This window comes from Arthrobacter sp. UYP6, from assembly GCF_040547315.1.
GTDB lineage: Bacteria > Actinomycetota > Actinomycetes > Actinomycetales > Micrococcaceae > Arthrobacter_B.
In genome coordinates this window covers 34312-61103 of record NZ_JBEPPM010000019.1, presented here as the reverse complement: position 1 = coordinate 61103, position 26792 = coordinate 34312, and the positions used below count along the sequence as shown (strand labels likewise).

Genomic DNA, 26792 nt, shown 5'->3' with positions numbered 1-26792 from the left:
AATGCTTGGGCTCCGCGGAAGCGGCGCCGGTGAAAGGATTCTCAGATCAGTTTGGAGGCGGCCAGGAAGTCCACCAGCGCCACTCCGGCACTGCCGTCATCGGTGATGATTCTCCCGGCGGAACGCGGCGGACGGGCAGCGGAAGCAGCCACCAAGGTCCAGGAACCCTCGCTGCCGCCCTGTGCCGCGTCAAGGCCCAGATCCTGCAGGGAAAGCACGGTAATCGTCTTCTTCTTTGCCGCCATGATGCCCTTGAAATTGGGGTAGCGCGGCTCGTTGGCCTGGTCAGTGACGGAGACCAGCGCCGGCAGGGGCGCCTCGAGGGTTTCCGAGTAGGAGTCCCCGTCCCGCCGGGCCCGCACCGCATCTGTGCCCCCGGCATCCACCACTTCCACCTCCGACGCGAAGGTGATCTGGGCCAGCTGCAGGCGTTCAGCCAGCTGCGCGGGAACCAGAGATGTTTCTCCGTCGGTGGAGGCCATGCCCGTCAGCACCAGGTCAGGAAGGCCCGGGGCGCCCTGGTCGCCCGCTGCATGCTTCACAGCAGCCGCCAGCACCCGCGATGTTGCTGCCGCATCGGAACCCGCCAATGCGGCGTCGTTCACGTGGAAGCCCTGATAGGCGCCCATCTGCAGCGCCTTTTTAACGGCGTTGACGGCCGCATCGGGCCCCATGGTCAGCGCGGTAACCATGTTCCCGGCAGCCTGGCCGCCGCGTGCTTCAGCAAGCTGGAGAGCCGCCTCCAGCGCATACTCATCCAGCTCGGACAGGATGCTTTCTGAGCGGTCAAGGGTATGTCCGGGGCCGGAAAGATGCCGGTCAAACTGGGCATCGGGAACGTGCTTCACCAAGACAACAATATTCAGCGGCCTGTCGGCTGAGTCCTGCATGCGGGACCTTTCTGCGTCGGAGATCGTCCCGCGCGCGGGTTCACCTGCTGCGGGAGGAGCCGCCCGGGGCGACAAACTAAGCTAATCACACTGTGTGGCTGCCCGCGCGCCCACAGCCGCGGCAGCTCAGGCAGCAAAAGACGGCAGGATCCGTCCCCCTTCAAGGAAGGACAGTCCCTGCCGTCGTTTCACGCGTCCCGTTTCAGCCTGGGCCGGTACGCCGTCGTGCTTGCGCGGATGCGCGGACTACTGATCCGCTGAGTTGCCCAGCGTTACATCAGTGCTGTCGGTGCGTCCGCCGCTGGTGTAGTCGATGGTGACTTTACTGCCCGCCGCCTGCATCCGAATGGCTGCAGTCAGGGACTGCGCATCGGTGACCGGGATTCCGTTCACCGCGGTGATGACATCTCCCTGTTTCAGGCCCGCCTCTGCCGCGGGGGTGCCGCCGGCAGGGTTCTCAGCCACCTGCGCTCCTACTGTGAAAGCTGAGGACCCGGACGCTGCGGCCGGAGTGACCGAGACGCCCAGGAAACCGTGCGTGGCCGAACCGGTGTCGATGATTTCATTCGCCACCCGCTCCGCGTAGCTCATGGGGACGGCAAAGCCGACGCCGATGCTGCCGCTTTCTTCGCTGGCAGAGGCAATGGCCACGTTGACGCCAATGATGTCACCGTCAGAATTCACCAGCGCTCCGCCGGAGTTTCCGTGGTTGATCGCCGCGTCCGTCTGGATCACATCCAGGTAAATGGAGCTTGAAGCCGTGCTCTGGCTCTGGCTGGAACCGTCCGGCGGAGCAAAGCGGAAGCCGTTGCCGTCATTCTCCCCGCCCGTACCGCCGTCAGAATCGGATTCCGGGGCCGCGGATGACTGCACGCTGATGGTGCGGTTCAGGGTGGACACGATTCCGTCGGTTACGGTGCCCGCGAGACCCAGGGGCGCACCAATTGCAATAACGGTGTCACCGACGTTGAGATCGTTCGAGTCGCCCAGGGTGGCCGGAGTCAGATTGGAAGCATCCACCTTGATCACAGCCAGATCGGACACCGGATCAGTGCCCACCACAGTGGCTGAGAAGACGCGGCCGTCATTGGCCTGGACTTCAATGGACGGAGATGAGACGGTTCCACCCAGCGTGACCACGTGCGTGTTTGTCAGGATGTGACCATCGTCATCCAGGATGATTCCCGAGCCGGTGCCGGAGCTGCCGCCGGCGGAGACGTCAATGGTGACCACGCTTGGGGAGGCCTTCACAGCGGCAGCCGTGACCGCGTTGACGCTGTCTTTGTTGTTCACCACCACGGTCTGTGCCTGGCCGGTGCTCTGGGGCCCTGAGCCATCGTCCATCAGGGCATCGGCGGCTACGGCTACGCCGCCGCCGAGCAGTCCCGCTAGGAGCATGCCGGCCACCAGAGTGCCTGCGCCGAACCTGCGCGCCGGAGGTCCGGGAACCGGTTGGTGTCCGGGTCCGTACGGGTCCTGCCCGTAGCCGGAACCGGAGTAACTGCTACTGCCGGAGGCCGCCGGCGGGTACACCGGCGGAGTTGCTGGTCCCTGGCCCTGGTCCTGATGCGAACCGCCGTAGAACGGCTGGGAGGACTGCTGCCCGGAAGAAGGATGCTGTTGGGAAGGATGCTGGGCAGACTGTGCGGAGTCCGGTGCGGAATCGGGGCCCGAAGGTGCCGTTGAGGCCGAGTGCAGCGGCTGGGTCCGCTCCCCCGCAGGATGGGGCAGCTGCTGCGTCTCTTCGCCTGTTTCACCCGCGGCGACGCTCTCGGACGAAGCAGGCGGGGCCGGTGGACGGGGAGGCAGCGGACGCTGTGGTCCCTCAGTGCCCCCGTGTTGCTCAGACATGTGCTGTCCTTTCCAAATCGGTATGCCCATGAACCTGGTGCTTCATCAACTATGACAGCCATTTCTGTGACCAGAGCTGGAGGTTCCTGAACGATTCCTGAGAGTTAGCCGAAAGACGTCCTACCCTAGCTGTGGTGGACTGGGGCGTCCGGCGAACCATAGAATCGATCCAAGTGCCGCCCGCCCCGAAGGGGAACTGACGGGTCCGGCGGAACGCAGCAGAACTGCCACGCGCCACTACGAACCTGAGGGACAATTTATGCGGTTGAAGACCAAGCGGCTAGGTGCTGTGCTGGGTTTGAGTGTCATGGCACTGCTGATTCCGGCCACGGCTGCTTCCGCGGTTCCCCCGGTGACCATTCCGCCCGGGCAGTTCCTGGTCGACGAGGCCGGTGTGCTGGGCTCGGACGCTGCCGAGGTCCGCGACGCCATCACAGAAGTACGCACGGACAGCCGGTACACCCTCTATGTGGTGTATGTGGATAACTTCACCGATCCTTCGGATCCCGTGGCCTGGGGCGATCAGGTCGTGTCGCAGAAGGGAATGGATTCCCAGGAGGTACTGCTGAGCTTCTCCACGGAGGGCCGCAGGCTCCGTGTTTCAGTTCCCAACAACAGCGCCCTGTCGCCGGAGCTCGGTGACGCGGTTACTTCGGCAGCCACCGAGTCCCTGTTCGGCAAGGAGTCCATTTCCTCGGCTGACTGGGCTGACGCCGCTGTCAGCGCAGCCGACGTGCTCGTGGCGGGTCCGGGCGCAGTTTCGAATGGTTCGTCGTCGAACGGTTCGTCGTCGGCCGGCGCAAGCCTCGCCCCGGTGCTGCTCATCGGCGGAATTATCCTGCTCGGCGGCGGCGCGGCGTTCCTGTTTGTCCGCAGCCGGCGCAAGGGTGCCCTCACGGGCGGCCAGGGCAGCGCAGAGAACGAACCCGTGGACCCGTTGGATGAAATGAGTGTGGAGGATCTGCGCAAGCGGGCAGGGAGCCTGCTGGTAGCCGCGGACGATGCCATCAAATCCAGCGAGCAGGAGCTGGCCTTCGCCATGGCTTCCTACGGCGACGACGCAGTGAAGACCTTCACCGAGGACCTTGCCGCGGCGAAGAACCATATGAGCGAGTCTTTCAAGATGCAGCAGCAGCTGGATGACCACATCCCGGATACCGAGGCCCAGCAGAGGACCTGGCTCAAGGACATCATCCGCCGCTGCGAGGCGGTAAATTCGTCGCTGCAGGAGCATAAGGAAGATTTTGACTCGCTCCGGGAGCTGGAGAAGAACGCACCCGCGGCCCTGGCCACGGCCCGAACCAACGCAGAGTCGGCCGCCGGACGTTTGGATGCGGCCGAGGTTTCCATCGCCGGGCTGCGCCAGCGCTATGCCGATTCGGCCCTTGCCCAGATCGCGGACAACATCGAACAGGCACGTCAGCGGCTGGAGTTTGTTGATAACGCCGCCGAGACAGCCCAGGCAAAGCTCGACGAGGGGGATACGGCGTCTGCCGTCGTCGCCGTCCGCGCGGCCGAAGAAAGTGTTCACCAGACCAACGTGCTGCTGGACGCCATTGAAAAGACCGGACACGAGCTCGACTCGGCCCGCAGCGAATTGCAGCGTGCCGTGGCAGATGCTCGGCAGGATCTGGCCCAGGCCCGGGCCTTTGCCGCCAACGGCGCCAACACCGGATTGGCAGGACCAGTGGCTGGCGTTGAAGCGGCGCTGACCGCCATTGAGCGCGAATCAGCGGTCAAGAACGACCCGGTGGACCTGTTGCGCCGTCTTGAGACCGCCAATGCGCAGCTCGACAGTGCGCTGGAAGGCATCCGGGACCGGCAGGAACAGGAACGGCGGGCACGGGACTCCCTGCAGCACGCAATCATGTCCGCCCAGGCCCAGATTTCCGGCACCTCGGACTATATCCGCGCCCGGCGCGGCGGAGTGGGCGCAGAGGCACGGACCCGGCTGGCTGAGGCGGAGCGTAATCTCCAGCAGGCCATTGCCCTGACGTCCTCGGACCCGGTCAGCGCTCTGGCCTACGCGCAGCAGGCCAACGCATTGGCTGCACAGGCTGCGGACATGGCCCAGCAGGATGTCGACGGATTCGGCGGCGGCTTCGGCGGCGGCGGCGGGGGCATGTACGGTGGCCGGGGCGGCGGCTCAGGCCTCGGCGGGGCGATCCTGGGCGGTATCCTCATCGACTCCATCCTTCGCGGCGGCGGAGGAGGCGGCTTTGGCGGCGGCGGAGGCGGAGGCTGGGGCGGCGGAGGTTTCGGCGGCTTTGGCGGCGGCGGAGGCGGCGGCTTTGGCGGCGGCGGAAGCAGCTTCTAGGGCCGTCAGCACCGGTGGTTTTTCCAACACCAGGGAACAACTTCAGTAAAGACATGACAAAAGTTTTTCTCAGCAGGTTCATCACCAAAAACCGAAAGGCAGACACCGTGGTAAAGCAGTCAATCTTTGGACGTATCACCCAGCTGGCCAAAGCCAATATCAACGCCATCCTGGACCAGGCCGAGGACCCGCAGAAAATGCTGGACCAGATGGTTCGGGACTACAGCAATAACATTGCCGAGGCAGAGAGCGCCGTTGCCCAGACCATCGGAAACCTGCGCATGCTTCAGGATGACTACAACGAAGACATCCAGAACGCCCAGAACTGGGGCAACAAGGCGCTGGCTGCATCCCGCAAGGCGGACGAGTTCCGCGCCGCAGGCAACAGCGCCGACGCGCAGAAATTCGACAATCTGGCCAAGGTAGCGATCCAGCGGCAGATGGCCTCCGAGAATGAAGCCAAGGGTGCCGAGCCCACGATTGCCTCGCAGGAGGAGATTGTGGAGCGCCTCAAGACCGGGCTGGACCAGATGAAGGGGAAGCTGAACCAGCTGCAGAGCAAGCGTGACGAGCTGATTGCACGGGCCCGCAATGCGCACGCGCAGACCCAGATGCACGAGGCCATGAAGAGCATCGACGTTATGGACTCCACCTCGGAGGTGGGCCGTTTCGAAGAGAAGATCCGTCGCGAGGAAGCTCGAGTCCGCGGCGCTAATGAGCTGGCGGCTTCCAGTCTGGATGCACAGTTTGAGAGCCTGGAAGACTTGGGCGAGCAGACTGAGGTTGAGGCCCGCCTGGCGGCTTTGAAGAGCTCCGCCTCCGGGCAGTCAGCCATCGGCCAGAACTAGGATCACGGCGGCGCTTCCCGGCGCTGCTGATAGCGGGCGGCATTCCCTTACGGAGTGCCGCCCGTGCCGTTTACCGGGTTAGCGCCTCCGGCGGTGGAGAAGGGCGCGCCGCCGGATACCGAACGGCAGCACAACCCAAAGAAAAATAAGGATCACAGCGAATCCGACACCGGCGATGGCTCCTTTTCCGGAGCCGAGCACAAGATCGAAAACCAGGCCCAGGGTGCCAATGAGAGTCAGGCCCACCAGCATGATGGTGACGCGGAGCAGGATGTCGCTGTTGCGGACGAGTTCGGGCTTGATTCGGCGCTGGAAGAAGGTCCGGTGCATCACGACCATGGACATGATCAGGGCGGTGATCAGTACGGAGAGGACAACCAAGCACAGGTAGATCAACACCTGTGTGCGGGAAAGATCGGAGAACCGCGGCTGGAAGGGCAGGGTGAGCAGGAACCCGGTGAGGATCTGGATCCCGGTTTGCAGTACCCGCAGTTCCTGCAGGATGTCAGTCCAATTCCGGTCAATTCTCTCCAAGGAAGTTTCCCGGCGCTCCATCCCCCTTTCAGGATGGGCGCCTGCCTGCCTCACCACGGTTCCGGAAGGGCGGGCCGCCTCGTCAGGCTTCACGGGCCCACGGTTGCCGCCGGAGCCAGCCGGCCGTACCCGTTTGCCCATGCCGCGAGTCTAACCATCCGGTGCTGCGGTGGGCATGCCCTGCACTGAAAAACAGAAAAGTCCCGGTCAGCATTTCTGCCGATCGGGACTTTCCGGTGTTTATCTCACTACGTGGTTGCGGGGGCAAGATTTGAACTTGCGACCTCTGGGTTATGAGCCCAGCGAGCTACCGAACTGCTCCACCCCGCGGCGTGATAGTTAACTCTACCCGCCGCGGGGCCCGGCTGCAAATCGGCAGCCGGGCAGCAATGCGTTAGTTCCCCTCGGTGGGTGCCGGAGTTGCACCGTCTGTGGCGCCGGCGTCGTCGTTCTCGGCGTTCCCCGCCGCTGCCGCCATGGTCTCCTGTGCAGTGATGGCCCGCTGGATAGCTGCATTGAGCTTGTCCTGTGCGGCACCGTAAGCGGCGAAGTCGCCGGCGGCCAGTGCTGTCTGGCCCTCTTGGATGGCTGCACCGGCGTCTGCCAGTGCGGCTTCCAGATCCGCTTCAGCCGTAGTGGTACCCGGTGTCTCTCCGGGGACCGTGTCTGGAGTCTGTCCAACATTCTCCGAGTCGCCGGTGATGGCTCCGGAATCACCGCCGAAGACCTGGTTCAGGGCTTCATCCAGGGTGGGGGCGAAGCCGACCTTCTCACCGAAGTTGACCAGCACGCGCTGCAGTGTCGGGTAGGACGCGTCGCCGGAGGACTGTACGTAGACCGGCTGCACGTAGAGCATGCCGCCGCCCACGGGCAGGGAGAGAAGGTTGCCGTTGATGACCTCGGAGGCACCCTGGCGCAGCAGGTTCAACGCGTTGGAGACCGTCGGGTCCGAGTTGAACCGGTTCTGGGCCTGGCCCGGACCCGGAACCACCGTGTCGGTAGGCAGCGAGAGCAGGCGGAGCTTGCCGTAGTCCTCGCTCTTGACTCCCGCTTCACCGGTTCCCGCATCCGCCTCGGCGGACAGGAATCCGTAGAGCACGTTGCGGGCCTCACCGTTGGGCGAGACGAACGGAATGAACGGCGTCGTCAGGGAGAACGCTGTCTCGTCCTGGCCCGGCATCTGCAGGGACAGGTAGTACGGGGGCTGCTTGACCTCTGCGTTGGCCACCGTTGGATCGTTCGGAACGCTCCAGGCGTCGTCGTTCTTGAAGAACGAGTCAGCGTTGGTGACGTGGTACTTGCCCATCAGCTCGCGCTGGACCTTGAACTGATCCTCGGGGTAGCGAACATGTGCCATCAGATCCGCGGACATCTCACTGTACGGCTTCAGCGTGGACGGGAAGACGCTCTGCCAGGACTGCAGCAGCGGGTCCTGGTCATCCCAGGCGTATAGGGTGACCGAACCGTCGTAGGCATCCACCGTGGCCTTCACAGCGTTGCGGATGTAGTTCACTTTGTCCGCCGGCAGTGCCGCAGCACCGGTGGTGAGGGAGTCCGTTGTTGCTGCCTGGAGCTCCTGCTGGGTGGAGTACGGGTAGTACTTGCTGGTGGTGTAGCCGTCCACGATCCACTTGACGCGGCCGTCCACGACGGCCGGGTAGGCGTTGCCGTCAACTGTCAGGTAGGGAGCAACCTTTTCTACGCGCTCGCGCGGGTCCCGGTCGTAGAGGATCTGCGACTCGGGGTTGATGGCGTTGGAGAGCAGCAGTTCCGTGGACTGGAACTTGATCGCGTAGACCAACTGGTTGAAGAGGTTGCCGACGCTGGGGCCGCCCTCTCCGTTGAAGGTGGTCTGGGACTCGGTGTCCGAGTCGCCGGTCTGCGGGCGGTCGATTTCCTGCGGCGCCGTTCCTTCGGGCGCGCCCACCACCGAGTAATCCGGTGAAGATTCGCCGAAGTAGATCCGGGGTTCGTAATCCCCCAGCACGCCGCTGGAGGGAATGCCCGATTCCATGAAGCTGGGCTTGCCGTCGGCCTGAACCGTGGAACCGCGCGCGGCAACCACGCCGTAGCCGTGGGTGTAGAGGATGTGCTCGTTGACCCATCCCTGGGGAACGCCGTCGGTGTTCAGTTCACGAACAGCAATAACCGTGTCCTGGATTTCTCCGTCCACGTCATAACGGTCAACGTTCAGATTTTCCGGGAACTGGTAGTACTGGCGGAACTGCTGCAGCTGGGAGAAGGCCGGCGAAACGACGTTCGGGTCCAGCAGACGGATGTTGGAGGTGGTGCCGGAGTCGGCTGCCAGGGCTCCTGCGTTGGCTTCGACCGTGGCCTTGTAGTCAATGACTTCAGTCTGGTCCAGGCCGTAGGCCTGACGCGTCAGTTCGATGTTGCGCTGAATATACGGCTCTTCCTTGCTCAGCTCGGAGGGCTTGACCTGGTACTGCTGCACGATCCACGGGTAGATTCCGCCGGCCACGATGGCCGTGATGATGAGCATGGCCGTACCGATGATCGGCAGGCGCCACCGGCCGATGAAGGCGGAGACGATGAACAACAGTGCCACGATTACGGCAGCAACGGTGAGAATGGTCTTGGTGGGAATGACGGCGTGCACGTCCGTGTACAGGGCACCTGTCCAGGTTCCGGAGGTGCTCAACAGGGTGTCGTAGCGGTCCAGCCAGAAGTTGGCAGCCTGCAGGAGCAGGAAGCTGGTGGCGATCACGGCAATGTGGATCCGTGCCTGGCGGGAGGTGAAGATACCCTTTTCCTCGAGGCGGATGCCGCCGTAGAGGTAGTGGGTCAGCAGGCCGGCGATCCCGGAGATGACGACGACGCTGATGAGGAAGCCGACGATGAATCCCAGGAACGGCAGCTGGGTGAGGTAGAAGCTGAAGTCCAGCCCGAACTCGGGGTCCTGCTGGCCGAAGTTACGGCTGTTGAAGAACAGCAGCGCCTGCTGCCACATGGACATGGCTGCGGTGCCGGCAAAACCGCCGACGACGATGGGGATACCGATCATCAGGAGCTTGCGGACTGGCTCAAGCTGGGCCTGGTAGCGGTTCAGGTTGTCCTGCAGGGCGCTGTCCGGCGCGTAGACCGGGCGTGAAGCGTAGGCAGCCCTGATGCTCAGAAAGACGCACCCGGCCATCACGACGAAGGCACTGAGGAACATCGCGATCCGGGTCAGGTTTTCCTTGACGAAGACTTCGAGGTAGCCCAGCTGGTCGTACCAGAGGACGTCCGCGTAAACCTGGGAAAAGTACACGAAGCCAATCACGAGGACTGCCACCACAATCAGGGTGGCAATCAGGGGGCTGGGCCCGCGCCGTTTGCCGGTGCTGGTGCCCCCGCTGGGGTCGGGTCGGGAAAATGGGCCATTTGGTCCGGAAGTCACTGTTACCTCATCGTTCGGTGCGTCGGTCCACGGCGCCTGCAACGGGTATTACAGGACATTTTCTCGTCCCCTTTGCAAGTTGCCGTGCTGTCTCATTCTGCCTTGTCTTCCTTACGCCGGGCCACCTGGACCTGCATTCAGGAAGAACCTTTTCACGATCGTGATGGGCCGTCCTGCATGTTCGACCCCTAATTCGCTGTGCACTGGGCCAGGCCGGCAGGATCGGCTCCGGCTGCCAGGGCCTCGACGGCGCTGCGTGCCTCGTCCAGTGTGGCGACCTTGACCACGTCCAGCCCTTCCGGGATGTTGCCGACCACTTCACCGCAATTGTCCGCCGGGGCGAGGAAAAACTCGGCGCCGGAGTCGGTCGCGCCCACCATCTTCTGGGGGATGCCGCCAATGGCCCCAACCGTTCCGGCAGAATCGATGGTTCCGGTTCCGGCAAAGTGCTTGCCGCCGGTCAGCTCCCCGGGGGTCAGCCTGTCAACGATGCCCAACGCAAACATCATGCCGGCCGAAGGGCCGCCCACATTGTTCAGGGCAATGCTGATGTCAAAGGGAAACTGGTAACTGGTGGCCAGGAAGATTCCCAGCTGGTAGGAGCCGTTCTCACCCTGGACGGGCGTGATGGAAGCCGTCCGTTCCACGCCGTCCCGCCGGTAGGTGACCTCCACGGGGCTTCCGCCGTTGTCCTGCAGCTCCCCGCGGAGGGTCTCGATTCCGTCGATGTTCGTGTTGCCGATCCGGACCAGGGTGTCTCCGGCCTGCAGCACGCCGGCGGCGGGCGAGTCCGCCACCAGATCCGCCACAGCAAGTTCCTCGGTAAAGGCTATGTCCAGTTCACGAAGCGCCGCCGCAACGGCTGCTTCCTGCGAGGAGCTCATGGCTGCCGCGTTCTGCTCATCCACCTGCTCACCTGTGGTTCCGCGCGGGTAGACAAATTCTTCGGGCAGGACGGCGTCTTCCGGGTTCACCCAAGCGCCCACGGCTTCCAGGAAGCTCATGGCCGTGTCCGGACCCCCAGCGACGTACACGGTGGTCAGGTCCAGCTCGCCGCCGGTCGGATAGGTGGTGGCTCCTTCGATCTCGATGAGGGGCGTTTCCTCGCCGTTTTCCGCTTTCACGGTCCCCACGGTGTTAAAGGTGGGACCCGGAGATTCCACTACGTAGGGTGCCGGCAGGAACACTGCAGCGGCACCCAGGCCCAGGGTCAGCGCCCCGGAGATCACCAGCCCGCGCGACCGTGGGTCTGTGCGGTGAATCAGCGGTGGGGACTGTTGCGGCTCCGGAGCCTTCGCAGCAGCGGGGTCGTGCGGACGATCTGAGGCGCGCAAGTGGCCAGCCTTTTCTGAGGTGGGAACCCGAGGCAGCCCACTGAGACCGAAACGGGAAATACTGCCCCCAGCCTACCGCCCGCGGGGGCTGGAGTCGCGGGCGGTGGCGCGCACTTCAGCTTTGCCAACAGCGAACGTATCCGAGAATGCAGGACAGGCGTCCCGACGGGCCGGTAACGTAAGGAAACCATGGACCCTGTTCAGTGGTTCATGGTCCGGAGCAGCTGCCCGCCGACGCCCGGCGGACTCCTGCACCGCGCAATGCACGTCAATCTTCCACAGGACCGGTGGTATCCATGAGCTCCAACCCTTCCGACTCCGGGGACACCCCCCAGGATCCGCTTTCCGAGATGCTCGCCCGGCTCTTCGGCGGAGCAGGTGCCGGCGGCATGGATCCCTCCGAGCTGGCCAAAGCCGCCGGACTGCCGTCTGACCCCAATGCCATGGCAATGATCTTCCAGCAGGTCCAGGCCATGTTCAGCGCCCCCTCGGACGGCCCGGTCAATTGGCAGCTGGCCAAAGACAACGCCCGGCGGGTAGCAGCCACGGACAGCGACCCCTCGGTCTCCCCTGCACAGCGCAAGGAAGTTGACGAAGCCCTGCATCTTGCCCAGCTCTGGCTGGACCCCGTTACAGACTTCGCTTCGACGTCCGCCCTCGGCCAGGCGTGGAGCCGGGCAGAGTGGGTCGAAGCCACCATGGACTCCTGGAAGCGGCTCACGGAGCCTGTTGCCATCAGCATTTCGCAGGCACTATCCAATGCCATCAGCACTCAGATGCCCGAAGAAATGAAGACCATGATGGGCGGAGCCTCATCAATGCTCGCCAACATGGGCGGCGCGATGTTTGGCATCCAGCTTGGCCAGGCCGTCGGCGCACTGTCCAAGGAAGTTGTCAGTTCAACCGACATTGGTCTGCCCCTGGCCGGCGGAACCATGGCCCTGCTGCCGGCAAACGTTGCCAAGTTCGGCGAAGGCCTGGACATCCCCGAGACCGAGATTCGGCTGTACCTCGCAGTCCGCGAAGCGGCCCATGCCCGCCTCTTCACCCACGCACCCTGGCTGGCGGCACACCTTTTCGGCGCCATCGAAAGTTATGCCCGCGGCATCCACATCGATATTTCCAAGATCGAGGAAGTAGCCCGCGACCTGGATCCATCCAATCCTGAATCCATCCAGGAAGCCCTCTCCGGCGGAGTGTTCCAGCCGGAGAGGACACCTGTTCAGGCCGCGGCGCTGGAGCGCCTCGAGACAGCACTGGCTCTGGTGGAAGGCTGGGTTGATGAGGTCACGGCAGCTGCCACCGTCAATCTGCCCTCGGCCGGCGCGCTGCGCGAAATGATCCGCCGGCGCCGTGCCAGCGGCGGTCCCGCAGAGCACACCTTCTCCTCGCTTGTTGGCCTGGAGCTGCGGCCGCGCCGGCTGCGCGACGCGGCTGCCCTGTGGTCGCAGCTGCGCGAAGAACGCGGCATTGAAGGCCGCGACGCCGTGTGGGAGCACCCGGATCTGATGCCCACCTCCAAGGACCTGGACGATCCGCAGGGCTTCAGCAAGCGGCGGGAGCTGTTGGAGGCCTCGGATTCCGACGTCGATGCGGCTCTCCAGCGCCTGCTGGACGGCGGTTTTGATACGCCGGCAGAGGACTCCCCCGAAGAGAACGACGCCGACGCCTCGGACGAAGACGAGGACGGCAACGGCTCCGTTGAGGGAGATGGCGAACCGCCAAAGGCCTGACCACCCCTTACGGGCCAGGAGTACCAGCTAGGGGCCGGACGGTCAGCCTGCCGGGTCTTCAACACCTTCGTCTTCCTGCATCGCTCCTTCCAGCCCCCGCGCGGAGGCAAAGGCTGCGCCCTGCAGGTAGGCCTTGGCCGTGTCGGTGTGGGGATAGGACTCCAGCAGGCGCCAAAATGCTGCCGAGTGGGAAGCCTCGATCAGATGTGCCAGCTCGTGCAGCAGCACGTAGTCCACCACCCAGCCGGGCATGCCCTGCAGTTTGTGCGACAGCCGAATGGTTCCGCGGGCCGGAGTGGCCGACCCCCACCGTGAATTTTGGTTGCTGACCCACCGGACCGACACCGGCCGGGCAGCCCCGCCCAGATAGCTCCCGGACAACTCCGCTGCCCGGCCGGCGAGCTCATCCGCACTGTCCCGGGTATCCCGTAGCGGGGGCGCCGTCCGTTGCTCCAGCCGGGTCACCATCCGCTGGACCCATTCCGCTTCCTGAGCTTGGGAAAAGTGCCCGGGAATCGAGATGACCGCTTTCCCGTCCCGGAAAGCGGCGTTCACCGTGCGCCGGCGTTTGGCCGAACGACGTACTTCAATGGGAATTCCCGCGCTGGTCACGGAGGGCACTGCAGAGGTCCCGGAGTGCAGGGGACGGTGCTGTGAGCGGGGCGAAATTCCTGAAGGCATGCCTTAACCCTAGGCGAGGTGACACGGTGTCCGGGCACCTGTGGATAACCTCCAACCCCTTTTCAGGGCGTGCCAAGATGGCGCTACAGGCCCTTCCCGTCTGCTGCCGGACCGGATATATCCAGTGTTGGAGGTTCCATGCGGATCAATCCCGGACTTCATGTGTTGGCCCTCTCGGCGTCGGCACGCCAATACGGATTGGGGCCCCATGCGCTGGTCCTCCATGGGCTGCAGGACCCCGATCTTGCTTTTCTCGCTGCCCTCCGCGCCGGAATTGATGACGGCCAGGAAACCGCTGAAGCCAGCCGCTGCTCTGTTAACCCACAGCGGGCACACGCTTTGACGCAGGCACTTTCACCGGCCCTGCTTCCCTTTCCGGACAGGGCTCAATCGGGGGAAGCGGCGGTGCCGGCTCTGCGCATGGAACGCCTCGCCGGTGACATCGACCACCTCTGCGCAGCTTACGGACTAAATGGATCAGCGATCATCCGGCGACGGGCACGTGCAGCTGTGGAGGTCAGCGGGCTGGGCCGCACCGGTTCGCTCCTGGCCCGGGCCCTGGCCGCAGGCGGGGTGGGCACTCTGTTGCTCTCCGATCCGGGGCCCGTGCTTCCCACGGACCTTGGACCGGCCTTTTCGCTTTCAGACCTGGGCATGAGCCGTGCGCAAGCTGTTAAACGTCACATCTACCGCCTCGATCCCACGATTCAGGTTCTGAGCAACCCTGTGCGGGGGCCGGGCCTGCAGCCTGCGCATCTGGATCTGGCCATTTGGGTGGGGAAACCGCCCATGGCCGCGCGGACGACGGGAGCCGAGGTGCGCGAACATCCGCACCTCACGGTCACCCTCCACGAAACCGGGATCGATGTTGGTCCGCTGGTGATTCCCGGGCTGACCCCTTGCCTGGAGTGTTTGGAACGGCAGCTGGCCGACGGCGACACCACCTGGTATTCGGCCGCTGACGCCCTCAGCCGGCAGTTGGTGGAAGCCGCGCCTGCCGGAGAAGAATCCACCGGCGCGTTGGCAGCCGCCGGCGCCGCAGCCGGCCAAGCTCTCGCATTCCTGGACGGGGTGGTCCAGCCCGCCGTATGGTCCGCTGTGCTCGTCCTGCGGTCAGCCGACGGCTATCTCAGCTTCAAGAAGCTCTCCTTCCATCCCGACTGCGGCTGCCGCCTGCAGCGCAAAGGGTTCCCCGCCCAGGCATCGTAGAACGGTGTGCCGCCGCTAATTGTCCGCCAGCACCCGCAACACGGCCTCGCCGTACCGTTCCAGCTTGGACGGGCCCACGCCGGGTAGGGTTGCCAGGCGGTTCAGGGATGGCGGACGGTCCTCGGCAATCGCCACCAGCGTGGCATCAGTGAAGACCACAAAGGCCGGAATACCGGCTTCCGAGGCTGCTTCCCGGCGCCATTCGCGCAGGGCCTCAAACGTGCTTTCCTCATACGTCACCGGACATTCGCCGCAGCGCCCCACCTTGCGTTCGGCACCGGTGGTGAGCAGGTTTCCACAGACGCGGCACTTGGCAGGACCGCTGGCCTTGCGCCGTGCAGGTGCCTTGGGTGCGGTGGGCCGCTGCGCCTCACGCGTTGTCTGCGGCCGCAGCCCGTCCAGGAAGCGGGAAGGCTTCCGATTTGCGCGGCCGCCGGGGGTGCGCGCAGTGGACCAGGAGAGATTCAGATGTTCACGGGCACGGGTGATCCCCACATACAGCAGACGCCGCTCCTCGTCCACGGCTTCGGGGGTGTCCGCGAAGGAGATCGGCATCAGCCCCTCGCTCAGCCCCACCAGGAACACGGCGTCCCATTCCAGGCCCTTGGCGGAGTGCAGGGACGCGAGGGTGACGCCCTGGACCGTGGGAGCATGCTGGGCGGCAGCACGTTCGTCGAGCTCGGCGACGAAGTCCATCAGGGTGAAGATCACGTCGGGGTCCTGCGTGCGGTTGGTAGTGAGTTCATCGGCCAGGGACACCAGTGCCGCCAGCGATTCCCACTTTTCCCGCACCGCCCCGCCGCCGGCCGGAGCCTCGGGGGTGTAGCCCAGGGAAGCCAGGATGTCGCGGACCAGCTGGGGCACCGGGTCGTTGCCGACGGAGCGCGAGGCTGCCCGCAGCTGCAGCATCGCGTCGCGCACTTCACGCCGGGCGAAGAACCGCTCTCCCCCGCGCAGCTGATAGCCGATGCCGGCTGTGGCCAGCGCCTGCTCATAGGCCTGGGACTGTCCGTTGGTGCGGAACAGGATGGCGATCTCGGCAGGCTTCACGCCGTCCTTGATCAGCACCTTGATACGTTCGGCCACGGAGGCGGCCTCGGCGTCGTCGTCGGCGCATTCCGTGAAGGTAGGCTCGGGGCCCGCCGGACGCTGTGCAATCAGTTCCAGCGGCTTGGGCCACGGCGGGGCGAACCGCGAGCGCTCACCCTCCGCGGTGCGGGCAGCGAGGATCCGATTGGCCAGACCCACCACCTGGGGCGTGGAGCGGTAGTCCCGCACGAGTTTGACGATGGGCGCGTCGGGAAAGCGCGACGGGAAGCCCAGCAGATGCTTGGACGTGGCGCCGGTAAAGGAGTAGATGGTCTGACTGGAGTCGCCCACCACGCACAGCTCGTCGCGTCCGCCCAGCCACAGATCCAGCAGCCGCTGCTGGAGCGGGGACACGTCCTGGTACTCATCCACGACAAAGTGCCGGTATTGGTCCCGGACCGTGGCGGCCACCCGTTCATCCTCCTGCAGGATGCCCACGGTGATCAGCAGCACGTCCTCAAAGTCGATGACGTTGCGGTCCACCTTGACGTCTTCGTAGGCCTGGAAGATGCGGGAGATGGTGATGAGGTCAAATCCTGCCGGGGCATCGCGGCCCTTGGCGGCGGAGACGTAGCTCTCCGGGGTGAGCATGGAGACCTTGGCCCACTCGATCTCGGCGGCAACGTCGCGGATGGCGGCGCGGTCGGTGGAGAGCCGCAGGCGGCGGGCTGCTTCGGCAATGAACTGGGCCTTGTGACTGAGCAGGTCAGGCAGCTGGCCGCCCACGGTCTGCGGCCAGAAGTACTGCAGCTGCTTCAGCGCGGCGGCGTGGAAGGTCTTGGCCTGGACGCCGCCGGCGCCCAGGTCCCGCAGCCGGGTGCGCATTTCGGCCGCAGCACGGGCGGTGAACGTCACGGCCAGCACCCGCTGAGGCTTGTACACCCCAGTATGCACACCGTAGGCCATCCGGTGGGTGATGGCCCGGGTCTTACCGGTGCCGGCGCCGGCCAGAACACACAGCGGCCCCGTCAGGGAGGTGGCTACTTCACGTTGTTCATCATCTAGTCCCGCGAGGATGCGGGCTTCAACTGAATCACCGCTCATGGACGAGCCTCGATCTCCGGTTCCTTGATCGGCCCTCCGTACCAGTGTTCGATCAGGTTGCGGGCAATGGAGATGCCGGTGGCAATGGTGATCTCGCCGCTGGCGACGGCGGTCCCCAGCTCCTCGCGGGTGAACCAACGCACGTCGGAGATTTCGACGCCGTCAGCGATGGCGGCCTCGGCTTCCTCGGTCCGGGCGGTAAAGCCCAGCATCAGCGAGCAGGGGAACGGCCAGGGCTGCGAACCCAAGTACTGCGGCGAGTGGACCGTCAGCCCCGATTCCTCGGCAATTTCCCGGATAACGGCCGCTTCCAGCGACTCCCCAGGCTCAACGAATCCCGCCAGCGTGGAGTAGCGGTTGCCCTTCCAGGCAGCCGCAGAGCCCAGCAGGATGCGGTCCTGCGGGTCAGTAATGGCCACGATGATGGCCGGATCGGTGCGGGGGAAGTGCTGACTGTTGTCCTGCGGGCACCGGCGGACCCAGCCGCCCTGTTCCGGAACGGTACCGGCGCCGCAGCGCGGGCAGTGGGTATGGGCGGCGTGCCAGTTGGAAATGGCGGCAGCCTCCACGAACAGGGCCGCATCCAGCTCGCCCAGGGCCACGGCGACCTCACGCAGCGACGCCCAGCGGGCGCCGTCGTTCTCCAGCTCCGGATCCTCCTGGGCCAGGGTGATCAGAACGACGTCGGTTCCGGCCGGTTCCTGCGCATCCGCGAGTGTGCGGCCCAGGTAGACGGGGACTTCCCCGAAGCCTGCCTCGGGAACCGGCCCGAGCACCACCTCGGTGTCGCTGATCAGGGTCTTGCCTCCGGCCAGGTACATGACGCGAGTGGCGGGGTTTGCGCGGATCTGCTCGAACAGGTCCGCTGCGACGCGGCGGTCCGAACCGCGGTCCACCGCGGTGCGGGCCAGCGGCAATAATCCAAGAGGGGGTACAACTGCTACCGGTGCTGGGCTGATCATGTCTCTACCGTACTGACTTGCACCCCCCAACCTGTAGTTGGGACTCCGGTACCTGCCCGGCATGAGTTATTGCTCACGCATCCGGCGACTCGCCGCCAGCCTATGGTTATTCGCACCACATCTACCTCTACGGTTGAAGATGTGAAACGCACCCCCATGGAATTGGCCGCAATGGCCAGCGCCGCCGTCCCCGGGCTGGCCCCCACCGGCGTTGCCGGCTCCCTCGACGACGCCGCGGACTTTGACTCCGCCGTCCTGGTTGACGAAGCCGGAAAGCAATGGCGGGTTCGTTCCCCCAAACACATTGACGCCAGCATGAGACTGGAAACTGAGCTCCTGGTACTGCGGGCCTTCGTGCCGGCCGTCCGCGCGGAGCTGCCCTTTGCCCTGCCCTACGTGGCCGGCACGGTGCGCCAGGGCGACCTTTGCACTTTTGTCTACTCGCATCTGCCCGGCTCCACCCGGGACATCGATTCGCTCGTGGCCGAGGGTGGGGCGCTGCCCCGGGAAGTGGGCCGCGCCATGGCCGCCATCCACAGCCTTCCGCATGATCTGGTGAACGACGCCGACCTGCCCAGCTATTCGGCGAACGAGTTCCGGCAGCGCAAGCTCAACGAACTGGACCAGGCCGCCACTACGGGCAAGATTCCTCCGGTACTGCTGCGACGCTGGGAACACGCCCTGGAGGATGTCACCCTGTGGCGTTTCAACCCCTCAGTGGTCCATGGCGACCTGCACGAAGACAACCTGCTGGTCTCCAACGGCCGCATCAGTGCAGTCACCGGTTGGACGGATCTTCGTATCGGCGATCCGGCAGATGACTTCGCCTGGCTGATCGCAGCCAACGATCCCACCTTTACCGACGCCGTGCATGCCGCCTACAACGCCGCCCGCTCGGAAACACCTGACCCTCATCTGATCCGCAGGGCAGCCCTGTCAGCCGAATTCGCTCTGGCCCAGTGGCTGGTCCGTGGGGTGGCAGCCGAAAACCCCGGAATGGTTGCCGAGGCCGAGGAAATGCTCGCCACCCTCGAAGCGGACATTCTGGAACAGGAAGCCGCGGCAAAGGCCGAGGAAGCGGAGGCCGCTGCCGTTGCCGCCGAAAGTGCAGCCTCGGCATCAGCTGCCGCTGCACAGAAGTCTGCGGCAGCTGACGCCGAAGCCGCCGCACCTTCCGTTGTGCTGCCCGCTTCTGTGCCGGCGCCGGCACAGAGCCCCTCGGTCAGCGGTGCGGTCAGTGCCGGGTCCTCCCGTGTCAGCGTCAGCCCCATTGAAGGTGACTCGGCTGCCCCCTCGGCAGCCAAACCGGCAGGCACTGATGAACCCCCCGCGGCCGAGACTGCCGCCGTTGCTACCAGCGCAGCAGCCGCGCCCACAGGTGCCATCGCGAAGGTCACGGTCCTGTCCCAGGTGCCGGAGAAGGGCAAAGAAGCGGCCGAGCGTCCCGCGGGCGGGGAATCAGCCGCCGCCAAGCCGCAGCATCCCGGTTTTGAGAAGAAGAAGTCCAGCCCGCTGAAGAAGAAGTAAACGGCCGGTTACAGCAGTAGCTCATCCGCATCCCAGGGGAAACGCCAGCGCCCTGGTGCGCGGCTCATTCGGTCAACCAGGGCCGGCAGCACCTCTCTGTCGGGATCAGTCGCGTCCCGGGGAATTGGCCGCCCGAATGATGTCCTCAAGTTCCTTCTCGCCCAAGAGATTGAAGGGTCGAATCAGCTGATCCGCAGCCACGTAGTAAAACGCCGCGTTGACCTTCTCCAACGGGACTTCCTTCAACCGCGACCAGGCCAGCCGGTATACGGCCAACTGCACCGACCGGACCTCAAGTTTGTCCCTGGACGGTGGTGCTCCTGTTTTCCAGTCGATCAGGTCCCAGGTGCCGTCGGCATCCTGGAAAACTGCGTCGATCCGTCCGCGGACCACCACAGTATCCACCCGGGTTTCCACCGGAACTTCGATAAAGGCCGGAGTGCGCTGGGCCCAGGGTGAAGCCTCGAAGGTGGAGATCATGTCTTCGAGCTGGTACGCCTCGTCCACATAGGAGTCGGCCGCACCGGGGTGCTCGTCGATGTCCAGCATCCCGCTGGTTCCGAAAAACTCCTCCACCCAGGCGTGGAAGGCTGTCCCCTTGCGTGCGGCCATCCCCGGTTCCCGCGGCACGGGGCGCCGCAGCTGCCGGGTGACTTCATCTGGGTCATCCTTGAGGTCCACCAGCAGGGAGGCCGAGATGTGAGCGGGCAGTTGCACCTCCACCACCTGGTTGGGCGGGCGGTGCCGGGCCAAAACAAGCTCCACTTCCCTGGCCCATCGGGTGGGCTCAAACACGCCTTCGGAGGACTCATGCGGCTCTGCCGAATCGCCGTCGAGGATGTCTATCTCCGACTGGCCAATTCTGCCGGTTTGCCGGGCCGCTGCCGCCAGGACGGACACCGCGGCTGCTTCCATGCTGCCGCGCCGGTCTCCCAAAGGATCGATGGGCCAGCTCCGGCGCTGGACATCGGCATTGGCCGGGTTGGACTCGCCTTCGTCACCCTCGTCCACCCATGCCAGAAGGTGGAAGCCTTGGGCTCCGGCCTTCCCGAGGTCGTAGAGGTCCTGCAGATAGCGGGAGACCGCCGTGGGCTTGGACCGCCCGCCGCCCCATGCGCTGGAGGTGCAGATCAGCACGTACTTGGCCCGGGTGAAGGCCACGTAGGCCAGACGGCGTTCCTCGCGCTCCGCATGCCCGCGCGCATCTTCGCTGAAGGATTTCTCGCTCTCGACCCAGCCCTTCTGATCCTCCTGCTCCCAGTCCCACTGCGGAAGGTCGGGGGCATCGCCGCGCAGCGGCCAGGGAATGGCCCCTTCCCCGCTGCTCCAGCGCGAATCACGGTCATTGGGGAACTGGCCCTCGTTCAGTCCCGGAATGACCACTACATCCCATTCCAGTCCCTTCGAGGCATGAACGGTCAGCAACTGCACGGCTTCACGGCTGGCTTCCAGCTGGGTGACCGGGAGGCCGTTTTCTTCCTCGTTGGCCACCTCCAGCCAGGCCAGGAAGGCCATGAGGTCCACCCGGTCACTGGAGGAGCTGAAGGTGGCAGCGGCGTCAACAAAGGCGTCCAGATTCCGCCGCGACTCGTGAATCGAGATGCCGGGTTTGGCCGCCACTTCGATGTCCAGCAGGATCCGGCGTTCAACTTCACCGATCAGCGTGGTGAGGTCTTCCCCGACATAACTGCGCAGGTCCCGCAGTTCATCGCGCAGCTGCTTGAGTCTGCGCAGCCCTTCTGTGGAGATGGACCGCCCGGCGTTGGAGACCCAGTCCGGCCGGGGCAGGGAATCGACGGCCTCCACCAGCGAACCGGCTTCGGCCATGTCCGCCTCCACCACGGTTTCGGTGCCATCCGGGGCCTCGTCGGGACGGTGGACATCCGCAGCCTCAGCTACGGACATGGCCCGCTCCCGGACCCGGACCAGGTGCCGCGACCAGTCAGCCAGGGCCATCAGATCAGCAGGACCGATCCTCCAGCGCGCTCCGGCCAGGATCCGCAGCATGGAATCCGAGCGGCCGGGATCGCCCAGGACCCGCAGAACGGCCAGGACGTCCACTACTTCCGGGGTGGAGAGCAGCCCGCCCAGACCCACAATCTGCACCGGGATCCCGCGTGCCTCCAGGGCTTCCCGGATGGGGCCGAACTGCTTGCGTCCGCGGCACAGGACAGCCATGGTGGGCTGCAGGTCCCTGCCCGCGTCGTCGGTCTCGAACCGCCGCCGCCGGTGTCGCAGCACCTGGTCGGCCACTGCGTCGGCCTCCCCCAGGATGGCCCCCGCTGCTTCGGTTGCGGCAACGGAGACATCGCTCAGGTAGCGGCCCAGATATACCTCTCCCAATGGCGCCCGGGGTTTGGCCTGCAGCTCCGGAACGTGCGGCAGGCGCTGGTGCTTCAGCCAGGGCGCGGTGGTGTTCAGGGGCGCCGACACCGTATTGGCGGTGGCCAGGATGGAGGTGGCATTGCGCCAGGCTACGGAGAGGTTCGCGACCGGTGCCAGCGAGCGGGAACCGTCGGCATGCAACAGCGGGAACTGGTTCCGGAAGGTTCCCAGCTGTCCGGCGGATGCACCGCGGAAACCGTAGATGGACTGATGCGGATCGCCCACGGCGGTGACGGCTCGACCGTCACCGAACAGCTGGGAAAACAACACCATTTGGGCATGGGAGGTGTCCTGGAATTCGTCCAGCAGGACCACCTTGAACTTGGCCCGTTCCATTTCCACGGCCTCGGGGATGGTGGCGGCGATCCGGGCAGCCAGTTCCACCAGGTCCCCGAAGTCCAGCTGCCGGCGCTCCGCCTTGGCCCTGCGGTAGTTCTCCACCAGCTCGGTGACTGAAATCCGGGTGCGCAGCCGGTTCATCAGCTTCTGCACCGCCGCGGTTGCCGGTTTGGTTTTGCCGGACTGGTACGGCAGGGCGGAGACGGCACAGAGGTGCGCCGCAAGGTGCTCCCGGACATGGGCGGGGTCTTGCAGATGCTCGGCGCATTCGCCGGCCATCTGCAGGACCCCGTTGACCAAGGTGGATTTGGCGGCGGTGAAATGCTCAAAGTCCCCGGCGTAGGCTTCGACGACTTCCGTGGCCAGCTGCCAGGACTGGGCTCCGCCGAGCATCACGGAATCTCGCTCCACGCCCAGGCGCAGGCCGTAGTCGTTGACGATTCCGTTCGCGTAGGAATGATAGGTGGACACGGTGGGGTCCAGCCGCGCGTCGGCGGCCTCGTCAGGATCGGTTCCCGGCGGAATCAGGCCCGGATCCGCGGTGCCCACCGAAAGGACCCGGTGCAGCAGATCAAGACGCTGCCGGATACGGGTTTCCAGTTCTCCCGCCGCCTTGCGCGTGAAGGTCACCCCCAGGATCTGCTCCGGACGGACCAACTGGTTGGCCACCAGCCACACCACCCGGTCGGCCATGGTTTTGGTCTTGCCCGAGCCCGCACCGGCAATGACCAGCAGCGGTTCCAGGGGTGCTTCGATGATGCCAATCTGATCCGCCGTGGGATATTGCACCGGGCTGTGAGGGTCGGTGTGCAGCAGCTCAGCCAGCTCACGGGCGGAATAGCGCGGGGTATCGGGGACCTCGGGGGGAAGGGCTTCGGTCAGGGAGGCACTCATTCGGTGACCTGCTTTCCTTCGGGGCAGAGCGGGCAGATTTCGGGCAGCCGGCAGCCATGGCCGCCGAATCCGCTGCGCGTGGGATCATGCACGGTCTCAAAAGTGGAATCGGACATCAGCGCCGCCGCTGTCCGGATCATGTCCTGCGCCCGGGAGTCTTCGGGGTCCAGCGGCGGCTGTTGCTGCACCGCCACCCCTTTACTGGTGGTGCCCAGCTGAACCAGCGCAGCACCTCCGGGCAGGGATGAGGGCACCTGCGGCTGAGCTGCGGAGCCGGCCTGATCAGCGGCCGGCTTCTCACGATTCACCGCACCCTCCCGGACCGCCTCCTGGTACGCGGCGAGCTGCGGATGTCCTTCGAGGTCATCTTTTTTGGGCGCCGATTTGCCCGTCTTCAAGTCAACGATGAACAGCCTGCCTTCTGCGTCGATCTCCAACCGGTCAATCTGTCCGCGCAGCAGGGCGGTACGGTCCTGTCCACGGATCTCCACTGGCACTTCAGCCGCGAAGTCCCGCTCCACATCCACCAGCGAACGCCCCTCCTGCCGCATCTTGATGACGTACTCAGCGAGTTTCCGCACCATGGTTTCAGCGCGCTGGAAATCCACTTTTCCTTCCCAGTTGTCCTTCATCCCCAGCGCCGGCCAGCGCCGCTGCAGTTCGGAGACGTATTCGCTGCCGGAGGCGTCCGGCAGGTCCTGGGCAATCTGGTGCACCAGAGTCCCCAGGGAACGGGCAAAATCGGTGGCCTGCTCACCTCCTGCTGCGGAAACGAACCAGCTCAGCGGCGACTTCAACACGGCGTCGACCTTGGACGGCGATACCGGAATGGGAGTCTGCTCCGGGATCACCGGTGCCTCCGTGGACAGGGGCACCAGCCCCCACCATTGCGACGGCGCAGCACCGGGCACGCGCACCGAGTGGTTGAGCATGGTGCCCAGATGGTGCACGGCCTCACGTGCAAGTTCCGGCTTCTCCTCGGGTTGCTGCGCGAAAGAGCGCAGCTCCGCCACCAGCGAGCGCAGGGTGAGCGGGCGCAGAACTTCGGTGCGCTCCCGCTTCACGGCTTCCGGCGGAAGCGGTTCCACGAGGTCCAGGAACGGGGAGGGCTGCTCATCGTCCGAGGACACCGCTGTGCAGATCAACAGGTCCCGGGCACGGGAGACGGCGGTGGAAAAGCTGCGCAGCTCATCATGTCTGGTGGCATGCATCAAGGTTTGCGGGCTGCGGTGTCTGGCGAATCCGTCGCCGTGCTCGATGGCGGCGACGAGGTCTCCACTGCCCAGCAGTTCGCCGCGCAGGCGCAGGTTGGGCCAGACGCCGTCCTGCACACCGGCAACAATGACCATGGGCCATTCCCGCCCGGCGGCGCTGGCGGGCGTGAGCAGTTCCACGGCCTCCCGGCGCTGGGCGCGGGCAGCCAAGGTGTCCATCGGCAGCTCTGAGCTGGTCAGGTAGTCCAGGAACTGGGCGGGTGTGGAACCGGGTAGCTGGTCAACATAGCGCTCGGCTGTCTGGAACAGCGCCATGATGGCGTCCAGATCACGGTCCGCGCGGGCGCCGGCAGGCCCGCCGGACAAGGCAGTTTCCGCCCACTTCTTGGACCAGCCGGAGACTGACCAGAGGGCCCAGAGCACCGTTTCGGCGGTGGCGCCGGGCTGGTCTGCCGCAGTGCGCCCGGCCCGCAGCATGGCCGCCAGCCGCTGGGCCGCCCGCGCTTCCCATGACAGCCCGGCGAGCGCCAAGCCGCTGGGCGACAGCGGATCCAGCAGTGCCTCCACCAGCAGGGCATCGCTGGTGCGTCCGCCTCCCCCGCGCATTTCTTCCCGCCGGAGTGCCTGGCGCAGCCGGCGCAGTTCAATCGAGCTGGCACCGCCGATCCGTGAGGTGAGCAGCGCGACGGCTGTCTCCGGTGTCAGCAGGTCCGGGTTCAGGACCACGGCGAAGGCGTCCAGCAGCGGCCGAACGGCAGCTTCATCCCGCACCGCCTTTTCAGCAACAGGAACCTTCACCTCAATGCCCTGGCCGCTGAGGTAGCGCTGGATCCGGGCCAGCTGCCCGCCGGTGCGCACGATCACGGCCATGTCTTCCAGGCTCCGCCCCTCCAGCAGCTGAGCCTGAAGGATGCGCTGGGCAATGTAGCGCAGTTCATGCATGGGCGAATCAACGACATGAGCCTCGGCCCGTCCGGGAGCCTCTGCAGGGACGTCTGTTTCATCTGGAACCGTGTCCGAAGGCTCGACACCGCCCGAAGGCTCAGGACCGTCCGAAAGCTCAGGCGCTGCAGGCAGGACCGCAGCCCGATAGCGGGGCAGCTGCCCCACCACGGAGATCCGGGAAGCCGTCCGCAGCCAGGCGGAGGCAATTGATCCCGTGAGCCGGTGCGGCGCGGACAGCACGAAGGTCTGCAGGCCCTCGCCCAGGGTTCCGGCCAGTTTGCCGAGCAGGTCGGGGCGGGCGCCGCGGAATCCCTGCACCACGGTATCCGGGCAGGCGGTGACCACAGCGTCCCGTCCCGCGGACAAAAGTCCCAGCAGTGCGTGGATGGCGGGGTTGGCCTCCTGCAGGTCATCTACAAGGATGAGCTGCTGCCGGGCACGTTCAGCCTCGAGAAACTCCGGATCCGATTCCAGGATCTGCAGTGCGGTGGTGATGATGCCGGCCGGGTCAAAGGCCTCCGGCATACGGATGTCCAGGACGTCCCGGTACTCCGCGTACAGGGCGGCTGCGGCCACCCAGTCGGGCCGGTTGTGCCGCCGTCCCAGGTCCGCAACCTGCTCGGAGGAGATCCCGTATTCGATGATGCGGTCAAACAGCTGACGGATTTCCTGCCGGAAGCCGCGGGTCGGCAAAGCCAGGTCCAGGGATTCCGGCCAGGGCAGGGCAGGGATGCCCTGCTGGCCGTGTCCCTCGAGAAGTTCCTTGATGATGACGTCCTGCTCGGCACCCGAGAGCAGCTTCGGTGCACGGGTGAGATACGGCAGCCTGCCCTCCGCCTTGGCACGCCGGATCAGGTCGAAGGCATACGAGGCCCAGGTGCGCGCCGGTGACGTACTCAGCGTGCCCTGCAGCCTGGCGGAGAGGGAGTCGCGCAGCTCCGCTGCGGCCAAACGGGTGGGAGCCAGCAGGAGCAGCCCAGCCGGGTCCAGTCCACGGCTGATCCGGGCGACGGCGGCTTCCACCAACACGGTGGACTTGCCGGTGCCGGGAGCACCCAGCACCAGGACCGGACCGCTGCCGGCGGGCAGATCCACAACGGCCTGCTGGTCCGGGCTCAGCTGCGGGGCCTGTGCGGTTGCCGCCGAAGGCCCCACCAATTGCAGTTTTACGCTCATACCTCTACTTCATCATGTCCCGCCGACATTTCCTGACCGGCATCGCCCAGCCGGATCTTTACCGTTTCGATCGCGGCCCAGTCGGTTTCCGAGGGGAACCAGCGGGCCGCTGCGATCCGCACGCGGTACCCATCGCCGTCGTCGTCCGGCTCTCCCTTCACCGGCGTGCCCTCGGCGAGGTACTGGGCCCATGCGCGCCGGCCGTGGCCGCGCGGAGGTTCACCGCCCGCCCGGATCACGCGCCACCAGGGCAAACCGAACCCGTGGCGGGACAGCACAGCACCCACCTGCCGGGGCCCGCCGCAGGTGAGGATTTCCGCCACGTCCCCATAGGAGAGAACACGGCCCGCCGGGATCAGTCCGATCACCGAACGCACGGCATCGACGTAGTCATCGCGCATGGCCATCAGCTTAGTCCGG

16 protein-coding genes and 1 tRNA gene are annotated in these 26792 nt (G+C 65.5%); 5 read left to right on the top strand and 12 right to left on the bottom strand.

Features of this window, described 5'->3' with window-relative positions:
* Window positions 1–41 precede the first annotated feature (41 nt).
* Both ABIB35_RS15295 and ABIB35_RS15290 read right to left on the bottom strand, forming a co-directional pair.
* Window positions 42–890 carry an electron transfer flavoprotein subunit beta/FixA family protein gene (locus ABIB35_RS15295; protein WP_354182580.1) on the bottom strand — a complete coding sequence of 283 codons (849 nt, stop codon included), beginning with the start codon at window positions 888–890 and terminating at the stop codon, window positions 42–44.
* A gap of 246 nt (window positions 891–1136) precedes the next feature.
* Entirely contained in the window at window positions 1137–2741 is a 1605-nt protein-coding gene (locus ABIB35_RS15290; protein WP_354182579.1) for a S1C family serine protease, read from the bottom strand.
* A 259-nt stretch (window positions 2742–3000) separates the two neighbouring features.
* Here ABIB35_RS15290 and ABIB35_RS15285 point away from each other — a divergent pair, with 259 nt between their 5' ends.
* Both ABIB35_RS15285 and ABIB35_RS15280 read left to right on the top strand, forming a co-directional pair.
* The gene (locus ABIB35_RS15285) at window positions 3001–5058 is read left to right on the top strand and encodes a TPM domain-containing protein (protein WP_354182578.1); all 2058 of its coding nucleotides are present in this window, start codon (window positions 3001–3003) and stop codon (window positions 5056–5058) included.
* A gap of 107 nt (window positions 5059–5165) precedes the next feature.
* A complete protein-coding gene (locus ABIB35_RS15280) occupies window positions 5166–5906 on the top strand; it encodes a PspA/IM30 family protein (protein ID WP_354182609.1) in 741 nt (246 codons plus the stop codon).
* A gap of 78 nt (window positions 5907–5984) precedes the next feature.
* On the opposite strand, the gene ABIB35_RS15275 is transcribed toward ABIB35_RS15280, so the two are convergent.
* The 4 genes from ABIB35_RS15275 to ABIB35_RS15260 all read right to left on the bottom strand — a co-directional run bounded on the left by ABIB35_RS15275 (window position 5985) and on the right by ABIB35_RS15260 (window position 11174).
* A complete protein-coding gene (locus ABIB35_RS15275) occupies window positions 5985–6440 on the bottom strand; it encodes a DUF6328 family protein (protein WP_354182577.1) in 456 nt (151 codons plus the stop codon).
* 253 nt (window positions 6441–6693) lie between these two features.
* A tRNA-Met gene (locus tag ABIB35_RS15270) sits at window positions 6694–6770 on the bottom strand.
* A 64-nt stretch (window positions 6771–6834) separates the two neighbouring features.
* Entirely contained in the window at window positions 6835–9840 is a 3006-nt protein-coding gene (locus tag ABIB35_RS15265; protein ID WP_502915808.1) for a UPF0182 family membrane protein, read from the bottom strand.
* 188 nt (window positions 9841–10028) lie between these two features.
* Window positions 10029–11174 (bottom strand): YlbL family protein, encoded by a 1146-nt coding sequence (locus tag ABIB35_RS15260; RefSeq protein WP_354182576.1) that lies wholly within the window; start codon window positions 11172–11174, stop codon window positions 10029–10031.
* Window positions 11175–11470: 296 nt separating this feature from the next.
* On the opposite strand from ABIB35_RS15260, the gene ABIB35_RS15255 reads away from it, so the two are divergent.
* Window positions 11471–12907 (top strand): zinc-dependent metalloprotease, encoded by a 1437-nt coding sequence (locus ABIB35_RS15255; RefSeq protein ID WP_354182575.1) that lies wholly within the window; start codon window positions 11471–11473, stop codon window positions 12905–12907.
* 42 nt (window positions 12908–12949) lie between these two features.
* On the opposite strand, the gene ABIB35_RS15250 is transcribed toward ABIB35_RS15255, so the two are convergent.
* Entirely contained in the window at window positions 12950–13588 is a 639-nt protein-coding gene (locus ABIB35_RS15250; RefSeq protein ID WP_354182574.1) for a M48 metallopeptidase family protein, read from the bottom strand.
* Window positions 13589–13726: 138 nt separating this feature from the next.
* On the opposite strand from ABIB35_RS15250, the gene ABIB35_RS15245 reads away from it, so the two are divergent.
* Window positions 13727–14797, top strand: coding sequence for a ThiF family adenylyltransferase (locus ABIB35_RS15245; RefSeq protein ID WP_354182573.1), 1071 nt, complete (start codon window positions 13727–13729; stop codon window positions 14795–14797).
* 15 nt (window positions 14798–14812) lie between these two features.
* Here the strand turns inward: ABIB35_RS15245 and ABIB35_RS15240 are convergent, their stop codons facing one another.
* Window positions 14813–16930, bottom strand: a complete 2118-nt coding sequence (locus tag ABIB35_RS15240; RefSeq protein ID WP_354182572.1) for an ATP-dependent DNA helicase UvrD2 — start codon at window positions 16928–16930, stop codon at window positions 14813–14815.
* Complete coding sequence (gene nudC, locus ABIB35_RS15235; protein ID WP_354182571.1) at window positions 16927–17892, bottom strand: NAD(+) diphosphatase; 966 nt, start codon at window positions 17890–17892, stop codon at window positions 16927–16929. The genes ABIB35_RS15240 and nudC overlap by 4 nt, the downstream gene beginning before the upstream one ends.
* Window positions 17893–18033: 141 nt before the next feature.
* On the opposite strand from nudC, the gene ABIB35_RS15230 reads away from it, so the two are divergent.
* Window positions 18034–19419 carry a macrolide 2'-phosphotransferase gene (locus ABIB35_RS15230; RefSeq protein ID WP_354182570.1) on the top strand — a complete coding sequence of 462 codons (1386 nt, stop codon included), beginning with the start codon at window positions 18034–18036 and terminating at the stop codon, window positions 19417–19419.
* 105 nt (window positions 19420–19524) lie between these two features.
* Here ABIB35_RS15230 and ABIB35_RS15225 read toward each other — a convergent pair whose 3' ends face one another.
* The 3 genes from ABIB35_RS15225 to ABIB35_RS15215 are packed head-to-tail and all read right to left on the bottom strand — an operon-like array spanning window position 19525 to window position 26773.
* Complete coding sequence (locus ABIB35_RS15225) at window positions 19525–23037, bottom strand: ATP-dependent helicase (protein WP_354182569.1); 3513 nt, start codon at window positions 23035–23037, stop codon at window positions 19525–19527.
* Complete coding sequence (locus ABIB35_RS15220; protein WP_354182568.1) at window positions 23034–26372, bottom strand: ATP-dependent helicase; 3339 nt, start codon at window positions 26370–26372, stop codon at window positions 23034–23036. Before ABIB35_RS15220 ends, ABIB35_RS15225 begins: the two co-directional genes overlap by 4 nt.
* On the bottom strand, window positions 26369–26773 hold the full coding sequence (locus ABIB35_RS15215; protein ID WP_354182567.1) for an MGMT family protein: 405 nt from the start codon (window positions 26771–26773) through the stop codon (window positions 26369–26371). Before ABIB35_RS15215 ends, ABIB35_RS15220 begins: the two co-directional genes overlap by 4 nt.
* Window positions 26774–26792: the final 19 nt, after the last annotated feature.

Bases quoted from the DNA above. Each gene is read 5' to 3' on its own strand.
- ABIB35_RS15215 (WP_354182567.1), bottom strand. From the start codon at position 26,773: ATGCGCGATGACTACGTCGATGCCGTGCGTTCGGTGATCGGACTGATC.
- ABIB35_RS15285 (WP_354182578.1), top strand. From the start codon at position 3,001: ATGCGGTTGAAGACCAAGCGGCTAGGTGCTGTGCTGGGTTTGAGTGTC.
- ABIB35_RS15250 (WP_354182574.1), bottom strand. From the start codon at position 13,588: ATGCCTTCAGGAATTTCGCCCCGCTCACAGCACCGTCCCCTGCACTCC.
- ABIB35_RS15245 (WP_354182573.1), top strand. From the start codon at position 13,727: ATGCGGATCAATCCCGGACTTCATGTGTTGGCCCTCTCGGCGTCGGCA.
- ABIB35_RS15220 (WP_354182568.1), bottom strand. From the start codon at position 26,372: ATGAGCGTAAAACTGCAATTGGTGGGGCCTTCGGCGGCAACCGCACAG.
- ABIB35_RS15240 (WP_354182572.1), bottom strand. From the start codon at position 16,930: ATGAGCGGTGATTCAGTTGAAGCCCGCATCCTCGCGGGACTAGATGAT.
- nudC (WP_354182571.1), bottom strand. From the start codon at position 17,892: ATGATCAGCCCAGCACCGGTAGCAGTTGTACCCCCTCTTGGATTATTG.
- ABIB35_RS15295 (WP_354182580.1), bottom strand. From the start codon at position 890: ATGCAGGACTCAGCCGACAGGCCGCTGAATATTGTTGTCTTGGTGAAG.
- ABIB35_RS15290 (WP_354182579.1), bottom strand. From the start codon at position 2,741: ATGTCTGAGCAACACGGGGGCACTGAGGGACCACAGCGTCCGCTGCCT.
- ABIB35_RS15255 (WP_354182575.1), top strand. From the start codon at position 11,471: ATGAGCTCCAACCCTTCCGACTCCGGGGACACCCCCCAGGATCCGCTT.
- ABIB35_RS15225 (WP_354182569.1), bottom strand. From the start codon at position 23,037: ATGAGTGCCTCCCTGACCGAAGCCCTTCCCCCCGAGGTCCCCGATACC.